The organism is Acaryochloris marina S15 (assembly GCF_018336915.1).
Lineage (GTDB): Bacteria > Cyanobacteriota > Cyanobacteriia > Thermosynechococcales > Thermosynechococcaceae > Acaryochloris > Acaryochloris marina_A.
Genome location: NZ_CP064923.1, coordinates 77,822 through 100,257 on the forward strand (window position 1 = coordinate 77,822; position 22,436 = coordinate 100,257).

General features: G+C 46.8%; 17 protein-coding genes and 1 pseudogene. 9 read left to right on the forward strand and 9 right to left on the reverse strand.

Annotated features, from left to right (window positions below):
* Positions 1 to 59: 59 nt before the first annotated feature.
* Positions 60 to 2,045: a transglycosylase domain-containing protein gene (locus I1H34_RS01185; RefSeq protein ID WP_396124658.1), complete on the reverse strand. Its 1,986-nt coding sequence runs from the start codon at positions 2,043 to 2,045 to the stop codon at positions 60 to 62.
* A 304-nt stretch (positions 2,046 to 2,349) separates the two neighbouring features.
* On the opposite strand from I1H34_RS01185, the gene tyrS reads away from it, so the two are divergent.
* From tyrS to I1H34_RS01220, 7 genes are all read left to right on the forward strand, one after another.
* The gene (gene tyrS / locus I1H34_RS01190; protein ID WP_212663972.1) at positions 2,350 to 3,564 is read left to right on the forward strand and encodes a tyrosine--tRNA ligase; all 1,215 of its coding nucleotides are present in this window, start codon (positions 2,350 to 2,352) and stop codon (positions 3,562 to 3,564) included.
* 96 nt (positions 3,565 to 3,660) lie between these two features.
* Positions 3,661 to 4,236, forward strand: coding sequence for a Uma2 family endonuclease (locus I1H34_RS01195; protein WP_212666083.1), 576 nt, complete (start codon positions 3,661 to 3,663; stop codon positions 4,234 to 4,236).
* A 355-nt stretch (positions 4,237 to 4,591) separates the two neighbouring features.
* Positions 4,592 to 5,581, forward strand: coding sequence for a helix-turn-helix transcriptional regulator (locus tag I1H34_RS01200; protein ID WP_212663973.1), 990 nt, complete (start codon positions 4,592 to 4,594; stop codon positions 5,579 to 5,581).
* Between the two features lie 172 nt (positions 5,582 to 5,753).
* Entirely contained in the window at positions 5,754 to 8,255 is a 2,502-nt protein-coding gene (locus I1H34_RS01205; RefSeq protein WP_212663974.1) for a TonB-dependent siderophore receptor, read from the forward strand.
* 117 nt (positions 8,256 to 8,372) lie between these two features.
* On the forward strand, positions 8,373 to 9,338 hold the full coding sequence (locus I1H34_RS01210; protein WP_212663975.1) for an ABC transporter substrate-binding protein: 966 nt from the start codon (positions 8,373 to 8,375) through the stop codon (positions 9,336 to 9,338).
* 105 nt (positions 9,339 to 9,443) lie between these two features.
* Positions 9,444 to 10,130 carry a class I SAM-dependent methyltransferase gene (locus I1H34_RS01215; protein ID WP_212663976.1) on the forward strand — a complete coding sequence of 229 codons (687 nt, stop codon included), beginning with the start codon at positions 9,444 to 9,446 and terminating at the stop codon, positions 10,128 to 10,130.
* Between the two features lie 137 nt (positions 10,131 to 10,267).
* Positions 10,268 to 11,566: an MFS transporter gene (locus I1H34_RS01220; protein WP_212663977.1), complete on the forward strand. Its 1,299-nt coding sequence runs from the start codon at positions 10,268 to 10,270 to the stop codon at positions 11,564 to 11,566.
* Positions 11,567 to 11,613: 47 nt separating this feature from the next.
* On the opposite strand, the gene I1H34_RS01225 is transcribed toward I1H34_RS01220, so the two are convergent.
* From I1H34_RS01225 to I1H34_RS01240, 4 genes are all read right to left on the reverse strand, one after another.
* Complete coding sequence (locus I1H34_RS01225) at positions 11,614 to 12,447, reverse strand: ABC transporter ATP-binding protein (RefSeq protein ID WP_212663978.1); 834 nt, start codon at positions 12,445 to 12,447, stop codon at positions 11,614 to 11,616.
* Positions 12,444 to 13,457, reverse strand: a complete 1,014-nt coding sequence (locus I1H34_RS01230; protein WP_212663979.1) for a FecCD family ABC transporter permease — start codon at positions 13,455 to 13,457, stop codon at positions 12,444 to 12,446. Before I1H34_RS01230 ends, I1H34_RS01225 begins: the two co-directional genes overlap by 4 nt.
* 153 nt (positions 13,458 to 13,610) lie before the next feature.
* Positions 13,611 to 14,558, reverse strand: a complete 948-nt coding sequence (locus tag I1H34_RS01235; RefSeq protein ID WP_212663980.1) for an ABC transporter substrate-binding protein — start codon at positions 14,556 to 14,558, stop codon at positions 13,611 to 13,613.
* 49 nt (positions 14,559 to 14,607) lie between these two features.
* The gene (locus I1H34_RS01240; RefSeq protein WP_212663981.1) at positions 14,608 to 16,872 is read right to left on the reverse strand and encodes a TonB-dependent siderophore receptor; all 2,265 of its coding nucleotides are present in this window, start codon (positions 16,870 to 16,872) and stop codon (positions 14,608 to 14,610) included.
* Between the two features lie 148 nt (positions 16,873 to 17,020).
* Here I1H34_RS01240 and I1H34_RS01245 point away from each other — a divergent pair, with 148 nt between their 5' ends.
* The gene (locus I1H34_RS01245; protein ID WP_212662243.1) at positions 17,021 to 18,106 is read left to right on the forward strand and encodes an IS630 family transposase; all 1,086 of its coding nucleotides are present in this window, start codon (positions 17,021 to 17,023) and stop codon (positions 18,104 to 18,106) included.
* Between the two features lie 26 nt (positions 18,107 to 18,132).
* Here the strand turns inward: I1H34_RS01245 and I1H34_RS01250 are convergent, their stop codons facing one another.
* The 3 genes from I1H34_RS01250 to I1H34_RS01260 all read right to left on the reverse strand — a co-directional run bounded on the left by I1H34_RS01250 (position 18,133) and on the right by I1H34_RS01260 (position 20,581).
* A complete protein-coding gene (locus I1H34_RS01250; RefSeq protein WP_212663982.1) occupies positions 18,133 to 18,351 on the reverse strand; it encodes a hypothetical protein in 219 nt (72 codons plus the stop codon).
* A gap of 116 nt (positions 18,352 to 18,467) precedes the next feature.
* Entirely contained in the window at positions 18,468 to 19,460 is a 993-nt protein-coding gene (locus tag I1H34_RS01255; RefSeq protein WP_212663983.1) for a helix-turn-helix transcriptional regulator, read from the reverse strand.
* Positions 19,461 to 19,549: 89 nt separating this feature from the next.
* Positions 19,550 to 20,581 (reverse strand): FecCD family ABC transporter permease, encoded by a 1,032-nt coding sequence (locus I1H34_RS01260; protein WP_396124659.1) that lies wholly within the window; start codon positions 20,579 to 20,581, stop codon positions 19,550 to 19,552.
* A gap of 356 nt (positions 20,582 to 20,937) precedes the next feature.
* Here I1H34_RS01260 and I1H34_RS01265 point away from each other — a divergent pair.
* A pseudogene (locus I1H34_RS01265) lies at positions 20,938 to 21,072 on the forward strand (IS6 family transposase); the annotation flags it as partial.
* Positions 21,073 to 21,476: 404 nt separating this feature from the next.
* On the opposite strand, the gene I1H34_RS01270 reads toward I1H34_RS01265, so the two are convergent.
* Positions 21,477 to 22,433, reverse strand: a complete 957-nt coding sequence (locus I1H34_RS01270) for an NAD(P)/FAD-dependent oxidoreductase (RefSeq protein WP_212663985.1) — start codon at positions 22,431 to 22,433, stop codon at positions 21,477 to 21,479.
* Between the last annotated feature and the right edge of the window lie 3 nt (positions 22,434 to 22,436).

Below are 22,436 nucleotides of genomic sequence, written 5' to 3' on the forward strand. Positions count from 1 at the left end.
TCGATAGAACTATAGAGCAGACCATCCAGCTTTCTGTCCCCCATGACATCTGGTTTGAATTAACCGCCAGGTTTGGGAAACTTGCTGGGTGACTTAAAGTATTCCACCCGTTTATCCGCAAGCGCTTTACTCATGAAATCTCGCCAGACCGGTGCCGCATAGCTGCCTCCCGAGGCCCCTCTCCCCATGGGTGAATAGTTATCATTTCCGGCCCATACCGCTGTGGCTAATTGGGGTACATAGCCCACAAACCAAACATCTCGCTCAGAAGATGTGGTTCCCGTTTTACCTGCCGCCGGTCGGCCAATTTGGGCAGAGGTTCCTGTGCCGCCATTAATAACGGCCTGGAGGGACTGGGTTAAAGAGGCAGATGCCCATGGATCTAGGACTAATTTGGGCTGGGGGGTATTATCCAACAGCAACCGCCCACTGCTATCGGTGACTTGGGCAATGGCTGTGGTTTCGGATTGCCAGCCGTTATTGGCAAACGTCGCATAGGCTGAAGCCATTTCTAGAGGGGTTAAGTCTACAGACCCTAAGGGGAGTGAAATTACAGGGGGGATGGGGCTTTTAATGCCCAATACCCGACAAATATCAATGACTTTCTCCACCCCGACCTTTTGGCCCAGAACAACGGCCGGAATATTCCGGGATGTGGCTAGGGCTTGTCGCAGAGACATGGACCCTCCGTAGGTTTTGTCGTAGTTCAGGGGCGTATAGCCTCGTGCGGTCCCGTCATTAAAGGTGACCTTTTTGTCATTGATGATGCTGCTGGGGGTAAATTTTCCGGATGCAAAGGCGGCATAGAAGACAAAAGGCTTAAAGGCAGATCCCGGTTGGCGAATGGATTGGGTCGCTCGATTAAATTCACTTTTTTTGCTATCGACCCCCCCGACAATTGCCTTGATAAAGTGGGTGCGTGGATCAACCGCCACCAAAGCCATCTGATCGGCTGCATAGGAGATTCGCTGTTGTCCCCATTTCACCGAATCTTCAGCAATTTCCTGCATCTTGATATCGATGGTGGTTTGAATCCGCATTCCCCCTTTACTCAGGGCATCTCGGCCAAACCGACGGGTCAATTCCTTAATCACTGTATTGGTGATGTAGGGAGAGCGGCTGACTTGGAAGGACGTTACCTTACCAAATTTCAGAGGGGTGTCTAACGCAGCTTGCTCTTCTTCTTCGGTAATCCAGGTCAGCTTTTTCATCCGATTGAGAACAACTGCCTGCCGCTGCTTGGCAATTTCTAAGGTTTCATCGGTTACGGAGTCAAAATCGAAGGGGCTAAAGCTTTCAGGGGCCTGAATAATGCCCGCCATCATGGACGATTCTGCTAAGTTCAGATCGGATGACGATTTATTGAAATAGCTGCGGGCTGCGGTTTCAACGCCGTAGGTGTTATGTCCCCAATACACCTGATTGAGGTACATTTCTAAAATTTCATCTTTTTTGAACAGCTTCTCCAACCGCATGGCCAGAACGGCCTCTGCGACTTTCCGACCTAGCTCTCGCCTAGGGGTCAAAAACAAGTTTTTGACGAGCTGCATGGTTAAGGTGGAGGCACCCTGGACGGTTTCTCCGGCCTGGATGTTAGTGACCGTAGCCCGGAGGATACCGTAGGGATTAATCCCATCATGTTTATAGAAGTTGCTGTCTTCAATGGCTAACACGGCTAACTTCAGATGGGGAGAAATATTGTCTAAGGGAACGACTTCACGGTTTTCTTCATCGTGAAGGCTCGCTAGAATTTTGCCGTTAATATCGTAAATATGGGTGGTTTCGTTGGGAATATACCCCTTTAAGGACCGTACATCCGGTAAATTGCGAAAGCTAATCGCGACCCCCATTAAGCTACCAGCCACGGCAGCACTGGCCAGCATAGTCGTGATCAGAATAGTGGAACCCGCTGCTTTGCCAATTCCCCCAATAAAACTGGTGCCTTTGGAAAAGCGGTTGGGGTTGTTGGGGCTGGCAGTTTGCGATAAAGACACAGCAGATTCACATCCTCTTTTGGAAAGTTTGAAACAATGGCCAGGGATCATACTAGCAATTTTGGCCCACAGGACTAGGCGGTCCAAGGGGATTGCTAGGGCAAGAGCCATCAGGCAACGTTAGCGGAATGAAGGCTCAAAATTGAGTTTGAGCATAGCTTACCATCCCTATTTAATGGCCTACTATAATTTCCTTCGGTGCAAAAAAATTAATGTTATTTTGCATTCTGTGAACTATGACGGTTCCTAAGCTATTTCTGATGAGGAGCTGCGCTGCAATGGCATACTAGAATTTGCTTTTGAATGGCTGTATCTGCAGCTTCAGCCTTTATTAATCCTTACTTTCTCCGAACCTATGGTAGATGCAGTGTCTTCGTTGCTCCAGCGGGGTGTTAGCGATATTTTCCCCAATAATGCTGATTCCCAGCAAGCGGATGATAATTTAGTCTATCGCTTGAAAACAGCGGATCAGCCGTTGCGCATCAAGCTGGGCATTGACCCGACGGGTACTGATCTCCATTTAGGCCATAGCCTGCCTATTCGTAAACTGCGGGCTTTTCAGGATTTAGGCCATAAAGCCGTGTTGATTATTGGAGATTTTACCGCTCGTGTGGGTGATCCAACGGGTAAGTCAGAGGTCCGCCGTCAGCTCACAGAAGCAGAGGTGCAGCACAATATTCAGACGTATCTAGATCAAATTAAGCCGATTTTAGATTTTGATACCCCCGATCGGCTGGAGGTTCGCTATAACTCGGAATGGTTGTCCAAAATCGATTTGGCGAAGACTTTAGAACTACTGACCACCATGACCGTGGGGCAAATGCTGGCGAAGGAAGGATTCGCAGAACGCTACCAGCAGGGGACACCTGTCTATTTACATGAATTTTTATATCCTCTACTCCAGGGCTATGACTCGGTGGCTGTTGAGGCGGATGTGGAACTCGGGGGAACCGATCAGAAGTTCAATATTGCCATTGGTCGAGATTTACAGCGACATTTTGGCCTGCGCCCACAGTTTGGTCTGTTAACTCCAATTCTGTTGGGGACAGATGGAGTACAAAAAATGTCTAAGTCTTTGAATAACTATGTGGGCTTAGCTGAAGATGCGGTCAGTATGTACTCCAAGTTGGAGAAGACCCCTGATGCTTTGCTGTCCGAGTATTTCGAGCACCTAACAGACTTGCCCCTCAAAGAGCTACCCGAGAATCCTCGGGAGCAGCAGAAGCTGTTGGCCCATACCTTGGTGAGCCAGTATCACAGTGTTGCGATCGCAAATGAAACACAACAATCCCTAGCAGCGATGGTGACCCAGGGAGATATGAGCCAAACCGATGTTATTCCTGAATATTCATTGGCAGAGGTTACCTTTCCTGCCAAGCTGTTCTATTTGCTGAGTGCCAGCGGCTTGTGTTCCAGCAGTAGTGATGCCCGTCGCCAAATTAAGGGTGGAGCTGTGAAATTAGATGGCACTAAAATCACCGTGGTTGATCAAACCTACGACCAGCCAGACGATCTGATCGGGACTGTTTTACAGGTGGGCAAAAAGAAGTTTATTCGGTTTATCGCCTGAGTAGGCACGGAAGTTTAGAGTCTTTGGTACAGACGTGGAGACCTCTTGCGATTCGAGCCAGACGATAAACTAGAGACATCCACTACGGGCGGTATCATGCTGGCCATTGAATTAGACTTGCAACCGGCTGATTTAGAACTCAGTGATGAACAGTTTTACCACCTTTGCCAAGGCAATCGAGATCTGCGCCTAGAACGAACCGCAACAGGAAAGTTAATCATTATGCCACCCACGGGATGGGGGACTGGAAACCGGAATTTAAGGCTCGGGCAACGGCTGGGCAACTGGGCAGATGAAGACGGAACCGGAATGGTGTTTGACTCCTCAACCGGGTTTCGGTTGCCTAACGGTGCGATTCGCTCGCCGGATGTGGCTTGGGTGCGCCAAGCTCGGTTAACAGCACTCAATCCTGATCCCAATCAGTTCTTGCCCCTCTGTCCTGATTTCGTGATTGAACTGCGTTCTGCTAATGACTCTCTCAGTAGTTTGCAAATCAAGATGCAAGAATATCTTGCTCAGGGGTTGCAATTAGGCTGGTTGATTAACCCCCAAGACCAGCAGGTTGAAATTTATCGGCCAGAGCAAGAGGTTGAAGTTCTACAAACTCCAGAATTTTTAAGGGGAGAAACCGTCTTGCCAAACTTGTGCTTATCATTAGCAGGCATTTTTTAGAGAGTCATGCCTTAGATCATCTAGATCGTTCATTAGCATGTGTGAAAAAGCTGCTATATGCAACGCCATGTATAGACCTGGACTTGTTCGCTGCTTGACTATAGAACATGGCACTTAGGCAACATTGCTTGAACAGCTAGAACTGTGGGGCCAGATAGGGTTCCCATGATTTCAATAATTAGAAATATTGAGAACCAACTCTTCGAAGTTTTAGAAACACACGGCTTTGCAAGGGTGATTTCCCATGTCAACCAACAAAGGCGGCAATCACTCGGCTAGTAATTTTTCTCTCCTTAATGATAGTATTTCTCAATAAGTTTTTAGATCCTAGCCGTACAAGGTTTGTTCCTTTTCCATGTCACTATTGCTCTCCGTTCCAGACTTTATCAGTCAGCAAGACAATCAGGACCTCTTTGAAGAAATACGACAGCCATGGATCATTCCCTTAGAAGATCCAACTGGGCGTAGTTTTGGCTCTCGCTGGGGCGTTAACCTCCGTCCCGGTCTTGATATTTTGATTGATGATTACACGCTGCAAGAAGATTTGACCGTTGAGATTGGGGCAGATGTCCCAGATGAACTGGCATGGCTGGAAATGAGCTTTATGCTCTCGGGACAGAACCGTAGCGAAGGGGTCCAGGCTCACCATAGTTTTTTTGATGCCGGTTGGGAAGAGGATACTGCAGAAGAACTCGCGTTATGGCAGGCGGGGGATCGAGTCTTCAAATTTGATTTTCATATTGAGAAGACTCTATTTCAAACACTGGTGGGTGAGCAGATACAAACTTTTCCACAATCTTTACAGCAAATTCTCCAAAGTTCACAGCCTATCTCTGAACAGTTTTGGCAGGTTTATACCATCACTGCACCGATGCAATCCGCGATTCACCAGCTCTTACATTGTCCCTACGAGGGATTAACTCGGTGGCTTTACTGGGAAAGTCGAATCACTGAACTGATTGCTCTGGGTTTAGACCAGATCAGTCAATCTCGGTCATGTTCTGTACCAGGGTTACCGGTTGAAGATTTAGATCGCATTTATTACGCCAGCGACATCATGCGCCAGCGCTACGTTGATCCACCCTCATTATTTGAACTGGCGCGGTTAGTGGGACTGAACGATCGCAAACTCAAAGAAGGGTTTCGGCAGGTGTTTGGAACCACTGTCTTTGGCTATTTGAGTCAGCATCGGATGGAGACAGCCTGTCAATTGTTGCAGCAACAGCAGTCCGTTGCCGCAGTGGCTGCCGCCGTTGGCTATGCTAGCCCCACCGCATTTAGCGGTTCATTTCGACGGCAATTTGGAGTCTCTCCCAAGGGATATCAGTTAGGGAAGCGGCCTTGAGGTGCGGTCTGCAGCAAATAGTCCGGCTGGAAGAGAAAAAAAGTCCGACTGGAAGAGAAAAGGATCGCCTCCACTTTGTAACTTAATAAGGACTTAGTTGCTAACAACTCTTATCTAGAGGGTCTCAGTACCTGGTGAGTTATGCATCTGTTCGAGCAAAGTGGTGTGGTCAATGAATGTTATCAGAACTTGGAAGCTAGGATTATTGGTTTTGGGTGGATGGGCGATCGCACCCAATGCCTGGGCTAACCCAACCGAAATAACCGCCCCATGGATTGACATTGCTCCTCAGACTGAAGAGGTAGAGAAACAGCTGGCCCCCGAACCACTCCCTGCAACCACCGTCAAAGACTGGATGGCGCAAATAGAGGCAGTACAGGTGCAAATTACTGGTGTGCAGTGGGAAGAGACTGCGTCAGGCTTACAAGTGATCCTAGAGACAAATGGTCAGACCCTGGCAACACCCATAACAACGGTAGAAGGAACTGTTTTGACAGCCCAGATTCCTAACGCAGTGTTAGCCTTGCCGGACAGTGAAGCTTTTGAAGTAGCTGATCCAGCCAGCGGGATTGCACAGGTGCAGGTCACCAATATGCCTGGGGATCAGGTGCAGATTGTGATCACAGGTACCGAGGCCCCACCTATGGCTGATATTCAAACTGAAAAAGGGAGTGTGGTTGTTAGGGTTACTCCAGAAAAGACCAGTTCTGAAGACCTGGAAGAAGCGCTGGAAATTACGGTCACGGCCACCCGCACTGAGACCGCTGCCCAAGATGTTCCCCAAGCCATTCAAGTGATTCCCCAAGAAGTGATTAAAAAGCGTCAGGTCAATGACCTGACTGATGCGTTAAGGGTCATTCCTGGAATTAATTCTTCCTTGTCTACTTCTCTATTCAACAATGTTAATATTCGGGGATTTTCAGCAGATTTTCGACGCAATGGATTGAGAGATTCCACAGTGGGTAGTTCTGCAATACAAACTGCTAATATTGAGCGAATTGAAGTCCTTAAAGGGCCTGCATCGGTGCTTTATGGTTCAGGGTCATTCGGGGGTACCGTGAATATCCTCACGAAACAACCCACTGACGAGCCACTGTATCGATTTGATGCTGCGATTGGCAATTTTGATCTTTACCGTGGGGCTGTTGATTTGTCGGGGCCGATTAATAAAAGTGGCACCGTTAAATATCGCTTGAACGTGGCAGGAGAAACGGAAGGGAGCTTTATTGATGCAGTGGGGCGAAAGCGATTATTAGTCGCTCCAGTCCTGTCATGGGAAATTGATCAAAATACCGATATTACCTTTGAGCTGGAATATACGAATCTGACGGCTGACAATAATTTTGGGTTACCCGCCCGAGGTACTGTTCTGGAGAATATCAATGGTGACATCGATCGCAGTCTAAATATTGGGGCTCCCGGCCGAGAAAAACGGGAGATTGACACCATTACAGTGGGTTATAACTTTGAACATCGTTTTAGTGATAATTGGCGCATTCGCAATTCCTTTCAGTTTGCGCGCCGTTCAGCGCCAGAATTCACAGTATCTGGCATCAATTTACTGGATGATCAGCGCACTTTAGAACGAGATTATGTGGATGTGCCCAGGTTTGATAGTAATGCCTATCTTCTGGATACGTATCTTATTGGTAACTTCAATACCGGGCCTGTTAAACATGAAATGCTAGTGGGGGTCGAATTATTTCAAGGAGATGGGGGAGGTCCATTCTCATTTGGAATAGCCAATTCCATCGACTTATTTACCCCTGATAACAATACCCTCATTCTTGAAGAAGAAGATTCTCTAGAAGATAAAACAACGAATAAGAATTTAGGCATTTATCTGCAAGATAAGATTGAAGTATTAGATAATTTGATTCTCCTGCTAGGCGGCAGGTTTGATATCGCTGGCACCCAGTTTGAAGATATAACATTCGGGACATCTGATTCTCAAACAGAAAGTGAATTTAGTCCGCGTTTAGGGATAGTCTATAAGCCCATCTCTGATCTGTCTCTATATGCCAGCTATAGTCGATCATTTATTCCCAACTTTTTCGATAGGAACATTGATGGAGAGATCTTTCCACCTCAAAGAGGCACTCAATTTGAGGTGGGTACTAAAGTGGCACTCACTGATAAATTCTCAGTCAATGTCGCCTATTTTGATATTTCAATTGCCAATGTACCCACCTCAGATCTAGATAATCCTGCATTCTCTATCATTACTGGAGAGCAGAGCAGTAAGGGGGTTGAGTTATTTGCTTCAGGGGAAATTTTGCCAGGATGGAATCTGATTGGTGGCTATACCTACAATGATGCCAAAATTACCCAAGACAATGATATTCCAGTAGGAAATCGTATCCCCAATAATCCTAAACATGCCTTGAGTCTGTCAACGACATATGAACTCCAAAAAGGAGACTTGAAAGGTTTAGGTTTTGGCTTAGGCATTTTCTTTGTGGGCAAGCGGCAGGGTGATTTTGACAACAGCTTTGAAGTTCCTAGCTATACCAGAACGGATGCGTCAATCTTCTATAACCGGGGTAAATTTCGTGCAGCCCTGAATTTCAAAAATTTATTTGATGTGAATTACTTTGAGAATGTTGAAAGTGATTTGCGCGTAAGGTTTGGTGCACCTTTTACCGTCATTGGATCAATATCCTTTGAGCTCTAGTTCTATCCGTCAAACGGAGATGAGCTGTGTTTAGAAATCTCGGTTTTCTCTAGGATCTAGCTACATATCTAGTCTGAATACACATATTAGAAAATCAATATAGGTTATGAAGAAATAATGTTCAACACTAGAATTAACAGAATTCTTGTTGGGCTGCTAACCGTCTTATTAGTTGTCGCCTGCCAGAGTGATCCCAATCGTCCGCCTTCTAACTCTAAAGCTCCTGCAAGCTGCCACCCTATCCAGCATGGTTTGGGGAAGGCCTGCGTCCCTCAACCTCCGAAACGGTTGATTAGTCTAGATGATTCAACATTAGCTAATGCGTTGATCCTTGGCGTGCCTTCTGTTGGCTGTGCTCTACCGGATGCAGCCCCGCTAGATTATTTGAATCAGTATATGGAGAAGAAAGGCTATGGGACAGAATTTCTGGGTCAAAGTACTCAGCCTAATGTTGAGAAAATTTTAATGCTGAAGCCTGACTTAATTCTGGGAGTCGTTCCCTTTGGTGAACCGATTTATACGCAGCTTGCCGAAATTGCACCGACGGCAATGGGTGAGTGGCAGGGATCTCCGTCCTGGCGAGAGCACTTTGATTTTGTAGCCCAGACCTTAGGGAAAGAACCGGAAGCTAAATCGATTTGGAGTCAGTACTACCAACGGATTGATGCGTTGCAGCAGGCCCTAGGTGACCGGTTGGACAATCTAGAACTATCAACGATCTATGCCTATGGTGACCAAATGACGGTTGACGTCAGGAATTCATTTGCTGGCAGCATTTTTTCTGATATTGGCATTCAGCAACCTCGCAATCATAGTCCTAATACGAATGGTGTTCTCGTTTTGTCAGAAGAAAGAATTCCTGAAATTGACGCTGATATTTTATTCGTGAATATCTATGATGCTGAGTCCAAACATCTGCTAGATGAATGGCAGAAGAAGCCACTTTGGAAGCAACTGAAGGCAGTTCAATCAGGACAAGTCTACGTCGTTGATGCAAATTTTTGGCGAGGTGGTAATCCAATCGCTGCCAATCTTATGATTGATGATCTTTTTAAATATTTAGTTAATCGTCCTTCAGCTTAAAAATTCAGTTTTGAACCTAGTTTTTTAGTTCAAATGTCGGTCATCATCCTGCCTTACGACATTTGAACTATGCACACATGCCCTTATTGTTAGGAGAACATTTCCATGGCCAGTAAAATTTCGGAACTCACTGACGATAGTGGATTTATAGAATCTAATCTTTATGATTACCTGCTCTCGGTTTCCTTGCGTGAACCCCAGGTGTTAACGCAACTACGGGAAGAAACTGCTCAGTTACCCGATGGTGAAATGCAGATTGCACCGGACCAAGGGCAGTTTATGGCGTTGCTGATTAAGCTCATGGGGGTTAAAAGGATTCTCGAAATTGGCACGTTCACAGGCTATAGCAGCCTATGGATGGCCTTAGCACTCCCTGCTGATGGTTTGATCTTGACCTGCGATATCAGTAAAGAGGATACCGCGATCGCACAACGGTATTGGCAGGCAGCAGGCATTGCCAACAAAGTGGATCTTCACCTTGCCCCAGCACTGGATACCTTAAATGATCTGTTGAGTACAGGAGCGGCTGGCACCTTTGATTTTGTGTTTATTGACGCTGATAAAGTCAACTATCACCACTATTATGAAAAGTCCCTCACACTCCTTCGGCCAGGAGGATTGATGGCAATTGATAATGTTCTATGGTCTGGTGAAGTCGCAGATCTCACCGCAGATGATCCGGAGACAAATGCTCTGAGGGCTTTGAATCTAGCCCTCTGCCAAGATGAACGTATTGACTTGAGTATGTTAGGGATTGCCGATGGCTTAACCCTTGCACTTAAAAAGTCTTAGGTAATCCAGAGTATTGACGTATCGTTGCTGCCTGGATGGCATTCATCTGGGCTGACGTCTGATGTCTATTGATTTCTGAGAGGGAATCGTCAGTCACGATTGGCTGTATTGAAACGAATCACATCGTTCTTTTTCTTGTGCGTACATTCACCATCATTTGGTTGGGCCAACTGGTTTCCAATATCGGTAGCTATATGACTGGTTTTGCCCTGACAATCTGGGCATGGCAGTTAACAGAATCTACAACCGCTCTTGTTTTAGTCGATTTCTTTTATGATTTTCCCCAGATTCCGGTTGCTGTGGTTGCGGGCATTATTGTCGATCGCTTCAATCGAAAATATTTGATGATGTATGGAGATGCGATCGCAGCATTCTCCACTCTGATTTTGCTGGTGCTCCTCTTCTCTCACCAGCTTCTGCTCTGGCATCTATATCTGGCTTCTGCCGTCATGGGGGGCTTTGGTCAAATTCAAGAGTTGGCCTATTCCACCTCTATCACGACCTTGGTTCCAGCCCAACACTATACTCGTGCCAACAGTATGAACTCTATGATTCATTATGGTTCGATTATCATTGCCCCCGCTGTGGCAGGTCTGCTCTATCCCATCATTGGTCTAAAAGGTATTTTGGGGATTGATTTGGTCACTTTTGGAGTGGCGATCTTGACTCTTTTACCCTCCCATATTCCTCAGCCCCCGCCAGAAATTAAATCAGAATCTTGGCAGCAAGCAGGGAAATTTTCGCGTTGGCGACAAGAGGCCACTTTTGGTCTACGTTATATCTGGAAAAGCCCTCACCTTCTGCGATTGCTGATGGTTACTGCGTTGTTTTGGTTTTTTCATGATCTTGGCAGTGCCATTGACGATCCGATGATTCTGGCACGCTCTGGCGGCAACACTCAGACCTTAGGGCTGATTGGAGCTGCTGCTGGTATTGGGGGCATCACCGGAGCGATTCTATTAACGGTTTGGGGTGGCCCTAAAAAGCGCATTCATGGACTGCTTCTGGGATTTATGGGGGCCGGAATCGCTAAAACGTTGTTTGGATTTGGCCAAAATCTTAAGGTCTGGATGCCAGCTCAATTTTGTTCCTCTCTCAATTTTCCCCTATTAGATAGCTCAGAAACAGCACTGTGGATGGAAAACGTTGCTCCAGAGCTTCAAGGTCGAGTATTTGCTGCCAACTCACTGGTACTACAGGGGGTGAGTACATTAGCGACTTTGCTGGCCGGTCCCCTTGCCGAGGGTATTTTTGAACCCTTTGTGCGTTCCAGTAGAGTCGCTGGGTTGATGGGACCGATATTTGGTACTCAATCTGGTGCCGGTACGGCGTTGCTGTATGTCTTAACTTCTTTGGGGTTGATTACAGTGAGTATTGGCGGCTATTGTTGTTCCCCGCTGTTTGGGGTAAAGAATAGTCAGACTAAAGAACCTTGAAAACTAACTCACATGAATTTAAGGTAGACCCCCGTTAGAGGTACGAGCTAGGACTCATGCCCTGCCTTGACTTTCCCCGATGACTTACGACTGATGGGGATACAAAGAGGCGTATTGGCGACTGGATCATTGATAATTCGACTTTCTAAGCCAAACACGTTTTGAACCATTGTTTCAGTCATTACCTGTTCTGGATGGCCCTGATCGTAGACGGCTCCCCCCTTGATGGCTACTAAATAATCACCGAAACGACAGGCTTGGTTGAGATCGTGCAACACCATCACAATCGTTTTGCCTTGCTGCTCGTTGAGATCATGCAATAAATCTAAGACTTCGATCTGGTGGGCTAGATCAAGATAGGTGGTGGGTTCATCCAGCAACACAATGTCTGTATCTTGAGCCAAAGTCATAGCAATCCAGGCCCGCTGGCGCTGTCCACCGGATAAGTTATCTAGAGCACAATGGGCAAAGTCGAGCATTTGCGTAATCGATAAGGCCCAGTTCACCTGCTTCTCATCTTCTTGAGACCATTGTTGTAACCAGCCTTGGTGGGGGTAGCGACCTTGAGCCACTAGATCTCTGACGGTTAACCCTTCTGGGGCCGTTGGTCCTTGGGGGAGCAACCCTAATCGTTTGGCAATGGCTTTGGTGGAGAGTTTGGCAATGGATTCACTCCCTAGATAGACGATGCCCTGTTTGGGTTTGAGTAAACGCCCTAAGCCCTTCAGCAAGGTAGATTTACCACAGCCGTTCGGTCCCACTAAAATCGTGATTTTGCCTGTGGGAATCGCTAGATCGAGGGACTCAATCACCACTTTGCCTTCATAGGCTAGGGTGAGTTTGCGGGTTGTGAGGGCGTAGGCAGGTGTTGCAGGGATCATGAGTTGCGATCGCGAATCAATACATACAGAAAATAAGGCGCTCCCACGATAGCCGTAATAATTCCACAGGGCAGTTCAATGGGAGCAAATAGTAATCGACCCAGTAGATCAGCCACCACCACTACAAATCCTCCGGTCAAGGCGGCCACGGGGAGTAATCCCTCATGGGAGGGGCCTACCATTTGTCGTCCCAAGTGAGGGGCCATTAAACCGACAAAACCAATGCTGCCTGCGGTCGCAACTGCAGAGCCAGCTAGGGCTACGCTGCTCAGTAATAGTAGACTGCGCTGGAGTTCTAAACGACTGCCTAAACTGCGAGCCACTTCATCGCCAAGTTGGAGTGCATTCAGTTCTCGACTCATTAACAGGCTCAGCAATCCAAACCCAGTGAGCCAGGGTAGAAATACCGTCAACTGCTCCCAACTGCGGCCATAGACACTACCAGCTAGCCAAACTAAGGCTTGGCTGACGTTGTAGATATTGCCAAAGGTCACCATCAAACTGGTCAAAGATCCAGCAATCAGGCTGAATCCTACTCCCACTAAAATCAGCCGCACAGGAGAACTGCCGTCCTTCCAAGCCAGCAGGTAAATCAGCAGAGCCACTAAGAGTGCTCCACCAAAGGCTGCCAGAGGAATGAGGGCAATGGGTAATTCAGGATAGAGAACAATTAAGGTTACGGCAGCTAAAGAGGCTCCAGCGTTGACGCCAATAATGCCAGGGGATGCTAAGGGATTGCGGGTGATGCCTTGGGTGATTGTGCCTGCGATCGCAAGTCCCATACCAACCCCCCAGGCCACTAGCGTTCTCGGTAAACGCAGAGTCATAACGATAAAGCTAAAGTCTGGGTTACCCGTTTCTAACCCCAATACCGTCTTGATCACATCTAACGGTGGCACCGGATATTCCCCTTGCCCCACACTGAGAACTATTGCTATTAAAGTTAAGATAATCAACCCTGATAGCACTCCTGGTACACGTCGATGCAGTCGGAATGATAGCCACTGCATTCGCCAGACAAGCCAAGGAGAGGCGGGAAGAGACTGTACTATTTTTGGCAAAATGAAGAGTTAGCTTGATAATAATGATTTTCATTAATATTAAGCGTTGCTGTACCGATTAAGCAACTGAATGTGCAGTGCTTCATAGTCCAGTATTGTCTTCTATGGCTTTGCCTTCAGCAGGTATTTGAACAGATCATCAATGACCAGATCGGCTGCCATCGGATCACCTGCCCGCCAAATATTTGCATCAACAATGTGTACTTGTCCTGCTTGAACAGCCTTGAGTTGATTCCATAGCGGTTTCTGTTGCCAATCCTCTAATATTTGCTCAGACTCTGTGTCATATACGCTCACAAATATGATATCGGCATCTATTTCAGGAATACGCTCTTCTGAAAGGATAATTATTCCGTCCTCTACCGCAGCCTGAGCTTTTGGTCGACGGATACCAATATCGGCAAGGATACTGCCTGCAAATGAGTTCTCGGCATCAATTGTGATGGTGTCATCGTAAGTGTAAATAATTGATATCTCGACATCCTGAAGTTGATTTCCTAAAGCTGCTCTAATTTTATTAATTCTCTGTTCATAACTATCCCAAACTTGCCTTGCTTCATCCTCTTTATCCAAGACATTAGCCACAAAGTTAAAGTGTTCACGCCAAGTCGGCAATCCATTCCAATTTCCCAAAGCAGTCGGTGCAATCTGAGATAACTGTTTGAAAATAGGCTTGCTAAATAAGTCAATACCAATGATTAGATCAGGCTTGATTCGTAGCATTTTTTCTAAGTTGGGCTGTTCACTTTTACCTAGTAGTATCATCTGGCTACTGCGACTTGCTAAATAGTCTGCGACTAATCGCCCCTCTATTAAGCTAGCGCCAACGGATGGAACCCCAAGGGCTAGAGCATCGGCTAAGGTCGTATCGTCTAAACTAACCAAACGTTGAGGAGCGGTTGGCACACAAGCTTCACCTAAAGCGTGCTGGATAGTCCGGCAGTCAGTTAACGACTGTGAATTGGGAGATTGTTGAACTGAATTGCTTTGACAGGCAATGATCAGTAATGCTGCCAGAATGGACATTACAAAAAGGCGAAGGTTAGACATACTAGCTTTAACTGATTACTGCAACTGTTGTGACACCTCAAAATCCACGTCAAAACTTCCAAGACAAGGTAACTAAGACTGTAATTGGCTCAGCTGGAGAAACCCGGAGATCGTTTTCAGCAGCTTCAAAGTAATCGATATCAAACAGGTTACGCACGTTTACAGCCGCTTTGAACTGATCGCGTTCGTAAAAAATTGCTGCATCTGTACGCAAATAATCAGGGAGCGAAAAGGTATTGTCTAAATCACCCTGACGCTCATCTACATAAAATAGTCCAAGCCCAAACCCTAGACCAGACAAACTGCCTTTAGAAATACGATAGGTGGTCCACAAACTGACAGCATTTGCTGGAGCATTATTTAAGCGATTGCCTTCTACAAAGGTATTGTCTTCAGTAATGTGGGCATCGTTGTAAGCATAGCCTGCTGTGATGTTCCATCCAGGTAGAATCTCGCCCGCAATATTGAATTCAATGCCTCGGCTACTCTGCTCACCCGCTTGAATCTCAAATTGTGGATTATTAGGATCTGTGGTGAGTACATTAGACCGTGTCAAATCATAGAAAGCTAATGTTGCTGACAGCCGATCATTAATGTCTGCCTTAGCACCAACTTCGTATTGAGTACCACGCTGAGGACTAAAAATTGAATTGTCAAATGATCTCCCTACTTCCTGCTGAAATGAGCGGCTATAGCTGGCATAGAGGGAAATAGGCGCAATAGGTTTGTAAACAATCCCCACTTGAGGGCTAAAGGCTTTATTTTGCTGAAACTCCGTCGTCACATTGATAAAATCATCATTTTTAACACTGACAACATCAAAGCGACCACCCAAAACTAGGGTGAGATTATCCAGCAGAGAAATTTGGTCTTGAATGTAGAGGCCAAGACCTCTTTTTCTTTCTCTATCATCGAAATTTGCGATGGGGGTAAAAACTAAATTTCCATATTCTGGATTGAATACATCAATTGGTGTTGTTTCTCCGAAAACGTTATCAGTGCTAGTTGTTACTTCCTGCGATAATTCGACACCAGTAACGAGTTGATGCTGAATACTGCCGGTCTTAAATTTGCCTTTGATGTAGGTATCGAGTGTATAGGCACTGATGTCAAACCCTTCTGTCGAATCAAAAAAGCCTCTGTCTAAAGTGCGATTGTCGTCCTGCAGGCCAAATTCAAAAACTGCAAACTCATCTGAAAGTCGAAATCCTGCATTAAAGGCACTGCGAATCTGCCAGTTTTCGCTGAATTTATGTTCAAGATTGAGACCTACACGATACAGATCGGTCTTCCTTTCATCAGCATCGGGATCTCCAAGATCCCGTTCACGCGGAATCTCACCATTAGGGTTATCTAGAACCGTCCCAACTGCGGGTAGGCCAAAGGCGTTTGTATTTTGTCGAAATCTGCTGTATTCAGCATCAAACATCAGCTTAGTATCTTCACTTAATTGCCAGTCCAATACAACAGCAGCGACGTAGCGGTCGCGGTCATAAAAGTCAACGAAGCTTCCTTCTGTCCCAGCGGCCAAGTTGAGACGATACCGCAGTGTTCCACTCTCATTGAGAGGGCCAGATAAGTCGGCCATACCCCGGTAGGTATCAAAGCTACCGATAGAGCCACCAATTTCATAAAGTGGTTCACTCAGGGGTTTTTTGGTAACGATGTTAACAACACCTCCTGGAGTACCCTGACCATACAGCACAGAGGCAGGGCCACGTAGTACCTCAATACGCTCAACATTAGCGGTTTCCCCCGCAGAACTGGATATAAATGGATCTCTTAAACCATCTCTGCGGAAAAGGTCGTTGACTCCAGAAAAACCGCCAAATCCTCGAATGACTGGAACGACAAAAGGTGTTCTGGAAGAGTTGCCTGGTACAACACCCGGTACGTTCTCAAGAGCTTCATTAATGTTATTAGCTTGCTGATCTTCAATAACTCGGCGAGGGATCACCTGAACGGTTCGAGGTACATCCTTTAAGGGAGTGTTTGTTCGTGTCCCCACACTAGAATTTGACGGGTTATACCCTTCATCCTGCCGATCTGCCGTCACCGTAATCTCAACTTCACTCTCCTCGGCAAAGTCTGCTGTCCCTAGTACCACCGCCATCACCAGTCCTGCCTTAACCGATGACACCTCAGCTATGGGTGGAGCATCTGTGCCCACAATTTCTACCTGCACCCGGTCTCCAGCCAAAGGCTTCACGTTAACCTGCTTAATTCCTACTGCTGGCTGAGCCTGAGAGAAAGGTTCTGTAAGCATCGCACTGGCAATCTCTGCAATCAAGATATTGCCTTCTACCCGAGTCACAGGTATCGCTAAAGTACCCTCAGTATCTATAGATCTTCAGAAAAGCATCCGTGGTTTTAGCGACACTACATCTTCATTAAATATAGTAACTAGCTCCTGATACTCTTAGCTCTGGCAAGGATTTCAAGATTATCAGAGGTCATCCAGTATGCTCGCACAATTCAAACTGCGCTTTACCCAATCAACACGCAAAAAGATTGAAGCTAAACTGCGCCAGGCATACGGGAGTCAGAATTTACGTCTGGTCAAACGTATTAGTGCTTTATTGCAGCTTGGTCAAGGTGGTTCAGTGGCACAGGTAGCTGAAACATTGGCACTAGGCGAACAAACGATCAGGGATTATCTGCATGCATTTCTAAAACGAGGTATCGCTAGCTTTAGATACAAAGCGTCTCAAGGACGTCGCAGCAAACTCACTCCACGGCAACGACAACAGCTCAAGTCATGGATTAAAGCAGGTCCGCTCAAAGCTGGATACGAGTGTGGTTGTTGGAGTGCATTAATGGTTCAAGACCTGATTGCGAAACGCTTCAATGTTTCCTATCATCCCCATTATGTGAGTACTCTACTGAGGAACTTAGGCTTTTCATTTCAAAGAGCACGGTTTGTTGCAGCTCATCTCAATGAAGCCAAGCGACAAGAATGGATGACACACAAATGGCCTGAGATTTTGCGTTTATCAGCAGCCAAAGATGCCCTAATTTTATTTGGGGATGAGGCCAGTTTTGCGCAGTGGGGGTCGTTAAGCTACACCTGGAGTCTTCGTGGAGACCAGCCAACATTGCCCACCAGTGGTAAACGGAAGGCTTACAAGGTGTTTGGATTAATTGATTATCATTCTGGTCAGTTCTTCTATCAAGGTCAGACGGGACGCTTCAATTCTGAAGGGTATACTGCTTTTCTAACTCAAGTACTCCAGCAGACTCACAAGCATATTATTCTCATTCAGGACGGGGCTAGATATCACACCAGTAAAGCAACTAAGCAGTTCTTTGACCAGCAATCCGCTCGCCTTACTCCTTTCCAATTACCCACATATTCTCCTGACTTCAACCCAATTGAATTCTTGTGGAAGAAACTCAAAAAACGCAGCACACACCTACGGTTCTTCAAGCAATTTGATGACTTAGTTCAGCAGGTCGATGAGGGGCTACTGTACTTTAGTCAGACTCCCAATGAAATTACTGTCTTAATGGGCAAATATTGCAAAACCTTGGGTACACAAGCTGCCTAGCTAATCACGGATCTTTATCTGTAGATCTATAGCAGCACCTGCATCCCCGTCTCGGTTGCTTCAACACGCACCTCGGTGATTTGCACCAACGAGGTCTCAATTTGAGCCATCCACTCCTGAACGGTTGCCGCAGGTGAGTCAAGATCTTTACCCTTCACTTCCTGTGCCCTGAGTGGAAGCGCCATCAGCACCACCAGACTGCCAGAGAAAAACGCCAATAGCTGCACCGAAGAAATCTGCTGCATCTAGACCTCACTCACATTCACAACTTTCTCTACTGCTAACTATTCCTGTTAAGCAGTACAGGGCAGTGTAAAGAAGTGACCTAGGGGCTGTCTATCCGAAAATGGCCAAAATAACTTTATTGTGCCTGGATTTTTCCTGCTAGACACTGGCTAGGGGTAATCCCAAACTGGCGCTTAAACCCAGCAGAAAAACGGCCTAAGTGGGCATAGCCTACTTGATTTGCTACCTCTGCTACTGTGCAGTTTCCAGCCCGTAAACGCTGCTCGGCCTGCTGCATGCGCTGCTGAGTTAGATAGCCGACAACGGTTGTACCAAACAAGTCTTGGAAGCCCCGTCGTAATGTCCGATCGCTCACCCCCACCTGCTTAGCTAGCTCCAGAAATCCTGGAGGCTGCTCTAACCGAGACTGCAAAATCTCTTGGGCATGATAAATCCTGGTAATAGTTTCTGCTTTGCGTCCTGGGGCTGAGTGGATCAGATTTGTGTCTGCTAATAGGGGCTGAAGCTGAAGTGTCAGCAACTCATATACCTTATCCTGTAAATATAGTTGCTGAGTTGCCCCCCAGAAAGGAGCCTGCCAGATTTGTTGTGCCAGTTGCCGAGCAGCTAGGGTTACGGGTGGGAAAAACGAAACTTTCCAGCCCTCTTGTTTGAGCAGTAGCTTCAATAGTGCAGTATTTGCATTTTTCAAACCCGCATAAAATTCCGCGAAGATGTCTGGTATAAGGTGGATGTGGAGCTCCATCTGGCGTTGAGATCGCCAGACTTGCTCGGTAAATGAAGGTGCAATCCCACTACCCGAGAAATACCCTCGCTCTGGGTCAAAAGTGGGATAGCGATCACTGTGTTCCTGACCTGTGAGCATCACACTACACTGCACCAAATGCGGATGAACGGGCACTTTCTGTTCAAAATCCTGATAAAAAAGGCGATCTGAACAGGCTAACCAGATGCCAGGGTGCAGTTCTAGCTCTCGACTATAGCCTCGCCCCAGATATTCTGGTACACCTTCAACGATCCATCCTTCCCACGCCAAATCATTGATTGGGGAGAGAGAAGTCTGCTCTTGGAGTTCATCCCAGTTCGCTGTGTTGAGCGTGAAAGTCATAGTGGACCTAAGCCTTATGAACTAATAAAAAATTTCTCTGAATACAAATATCATCGGACTCTACGGTCAAGGCTCCACTCTCGGTTCTCTTACCGCTTCACCTGCCAGCGCGTTAAGTAAATAAAGAAGGGGGCACCCAAAAGAGGCATTACCAGTCCCACAGGTAGTTCTTGGGGCTGAATCACTAATCGTGCCCCAATATCAGCGATCAGCAATAAGATGGCTCCGACAATGGCGGCATAGGGCAAAATCCAGCGGTAATCGACCCCCACCCAAAACCGCACAATATGGGGAACAACCAGGCCCACAAACCCGATCGGACCTGCGATCGCAACGGAGCCACCTGCCAACAAAATAATGCTCACCGCCGCAGTCACTTTGATCCAGGCAGTGTTCTGACCTAAGCCTTGGGCAATATCCTCACCCAAGCTTAGGGTCGTGAGCTGTTTCCCCAGGGATAGGGCAATCACCATTCCCACGGCTAGATAGGGTAAAACTTGGACCACTAAGTTTAAATCGCGGCCTGCGATCGACCCTGCTAACCAAAATCGGATCTCTTCCAAGGTTCGCTGACTCAGAATGAGAACACCAGTGGTTATGGATGACACCAAGGCCGTAAACGCAGCCCCAGCAATCGTTAGATTGAGAGGGGTCAATCCACCTCGTCCTAGGGAACCCAGAGCATAAACTGTGATGGCTGCGATTGCAGCCCCCAGCAGGGCAAATCCCGCATAAACCTTAAGGGAAGTCGTGCCTAACCAAAACACTGATCCGACGACAGCCAATGCCGCTCCGGAATTAATCCCTAAAATGCCCGGATCAGCGAGGGGATTGCGCGTAAGCCCCTGCATCATGGCTCCTGCTACAGAAATGGAACTGCCTACCAGCAATGCAGTAATAGAGCGAGGAATTCGAACCGTTCGAATAATCAGTTGATCCGTCGACCCATCAAAAGCTGTTAGAGCTTGATACACGGTTCTGGGACTGATATCAGCGACCCCCAGTCCTATACTGGCCATCACACAAACCCCTAGCAGTCCGATGCCCAGCACCAAGCCCAATCCTAGTGGAAGAGGGGACTGGATCAACTGACGCCGAGCAGGAACAGTAGACACTTTAATACTTATTGATAATACTTCTTAATAATACTACATGGATATGCCTAGGATTTCTATCTATAAATCATGAGAAAAGCTTGCCTTACATGACCTACAGGTTTATCTGTGACTTCATGTCTGTATATTACAAAAGCAATAATTTGGATCTATCTTCAACATACTATAGGAATAATTCTAATTAAGCTAAAGAGAGAATTTGTTGTCAGAGCCCCTCCAGCCGTGTTTCATACTTATTTGGGTTGTGTTGCAAAAATAGGGTCATGGCTGAAAGTCAGGGGGCAATCGAGAGGCTGTGCTCTATTTCTTTCCTGTAGATGAAAACTGCTGATCTTTGCAAATGGCGTCATTTTTAATCTGAGATCATCCTGCTCAATGTTCCTTGGTACTGCCGCTATCTCCTCAGCTATCGCGATTTGGAGGAGATGATGTTAGAGCGTAGTTTGGAGGTAGATCACAGCACCATTAATCGGTGGATTCTGAAATATTCTCCTAAACTAGTGCTTGACCACAGCGATTTCGAAAGCTTTGTTGCAAATAGAACACTTGCTAGGAAAGAATCTTGGGCTCATGCAACCTGTTATGATCGCTGTGGCCAAGCACTAGACACATGCTGGCGTTGGCATCTCAAATCAACCAATGATGCTTGGAGAGTAGACGAACCCTACGTCAAAATCCGAGGCGGTACTTAATATCGAGCCGTTGACTTTTGGGACAGATCTCTTTCCTCAATCAAAGTTTCGGATTATCTGCATAGTCTTGGAGGACACCCAGAGGAGTTGTGTACCAAGGACCACTATTTGCGACACAATCTGGCGCATTACTCTGTCTCTTAATTTGACAGAATAGTACGCCACTCTTCTGTGAGCAAACGGAGGTGAACTGCTATAGGTGAGCAGTGTTAGGAATGATCCCAATCTGGCTTAAACAGCTTACGACTATTGAGATAACGATCAATAGACATGGCTGCCACACATCCATCGCCAGCTGCCACAACCGCTTGCTTAAAAGGGGTATTGCGGATATCTCCAATCGCCCATACACCATCCGTACTGGTTGCCATCAGTTCATCAACCTTTACCCCGCCGTCTTCATTGAACTCAACCTGATCGCCGACAAAATCAGTGACGGGTTTGGACCCATTCTGATAGACAAACACCCCATCAACCTCTAAAGACAGCGGATCTTCTTGATCTCTGACTTTGACTTGAACCCCTGTGACCCCCATATCGCTCCCCTGAATGGACAGCAGTCTGGATCGGCTCCAATGTTTCACATTGGGTAAACTCAGCAAATCCTGAGCATGTGCATCCTCAGCCGGAGGAGTCTTCACGGTCAGCCAGTGAACCATAGATGAAAATTTAGTGAGCACTTGGGCTTCTTCTATGGCTTCTCGGTTCAGTCCTACCACTGCAACAGGGCGATCTTGATAAAAAGCAGCATCACAGGTGGCGCAGTAACTCACCCCCCGACCTAGAAAGTCAGCTTCTCCGTCAAAAGATGCCTTACGTCCCATTGCTCCTGTGGCTAGGACAATTGACCGCCCCACAAATGTCCCTTCTGGGGTGTAAACCTTTTTCTGGGCACCAGTAATATCCAGACCAAAAACTTGTGCTTGTTGATAGTGAGTGCCGAATTCAATCGCTTGCTCTCTCATTACAGCCAGCAGTTCTTCACCACTGACATCACCAGCAACGCCAGGGTAGTTAGCAATTTTATGGGTAATTGCCAGAGCGCCAACCGCAGGGTTTTTGTCTAAAATAACAGTCTTGAAATTCGCTCGTGATGTATAAAGAGCACAGGTACAGCCTGCAGGGCCACCACCAATAATTACAACATCAAACTCGTAGGTATCCAAGGT

Coding starts and splice junctions, on each gene's coding strand:
- I1H34_RS01235 (WP_212663980.1), bottom strand. CDS start 14,558: ATGTCTAACCTTCGCCTTTTTGTAATGTCCATTCTGGCAGCATTACTG.
- I1H34_RS01195 (WP_212666083.1), top strand. CDS start 3,661: ATGCTGGCCATTGAATTAGACTTGCAACCGGCTGATTTAGAACTCAGT.
- I1H34_RS01215 (WP_212663976.1), top strand. CDS start 9,444: ATGGCCAGTAAAATTTCGGAACTCACTGACGATAGTGGATTTATAGAA.
- I1H34_RS01200 (WP_212663973.1), top strand. CDS start 4,592: ATGTCACTATTGCTCTCCGTTCCAGACTTTATCAGTCAGCAAGACAAT.
- I1H34_RS01230 (WP_212663979.1), bottom strand. CDS start 13,457: ATGCAGTGGCTATCATTCCGACTGCATCGACGTGTACCAGGAGTGCTA.
- I1H34_RS01205 (WP_212663974.1), top strand. CDS start 5,754: ATGAATGTTATCAGAACTTGGAAGCTAGGATTATTGGTTTTGGGTGGA.
- I1H34_RS01255 (WP_212663983.1), bottom strand. CDS start 19,460: ATGACTTTCACGCTCAACACAGCGAACTGGGATGAACTCCAAGAGCAG.
- tyrS (WP_212663972.1), top strand. CDS start 2,350: ATGGTAGATGCAGTGTCTTCGTTGCTCCAGCGGGGTGTTAGCGATATT.
- I1H34_RS01185 (WP_396124658.1), bottom strand. CDS start 2,045: ATGATCCCTGGCCATTGTTTCAAACTTTCCAAAAGAGGATGTGAATCT.
- I1H34_RS01250 (WP_212663982.1), bottom strand. CDS start 18,351: ATGCAGCAGATTTCTTCGGTGCAGCTATTGGCGTTTTTCTCTGGCAGT.
- I1H34_RS01245 (WP_212662243.1), top strand. CDS start 17,021: ATGCTCGCACAATTCAAACTGCGCTTTACCCAATCAACACGCAAAAAG.
- I1H34_RS01225 (WP_212663978.1), bottom strand. CDS start 12,447: ATGATCCCTGCAACACCTGCCTACGCCCTCACAACCCGCAAACTCACC.
- I1H34_RS01210 (WP_212663975.1), top strand. CDS start 8,373: ATGTTCAACACTAGAATTAACAGAATTCTTGTTGGGCTGCTAACCGTC.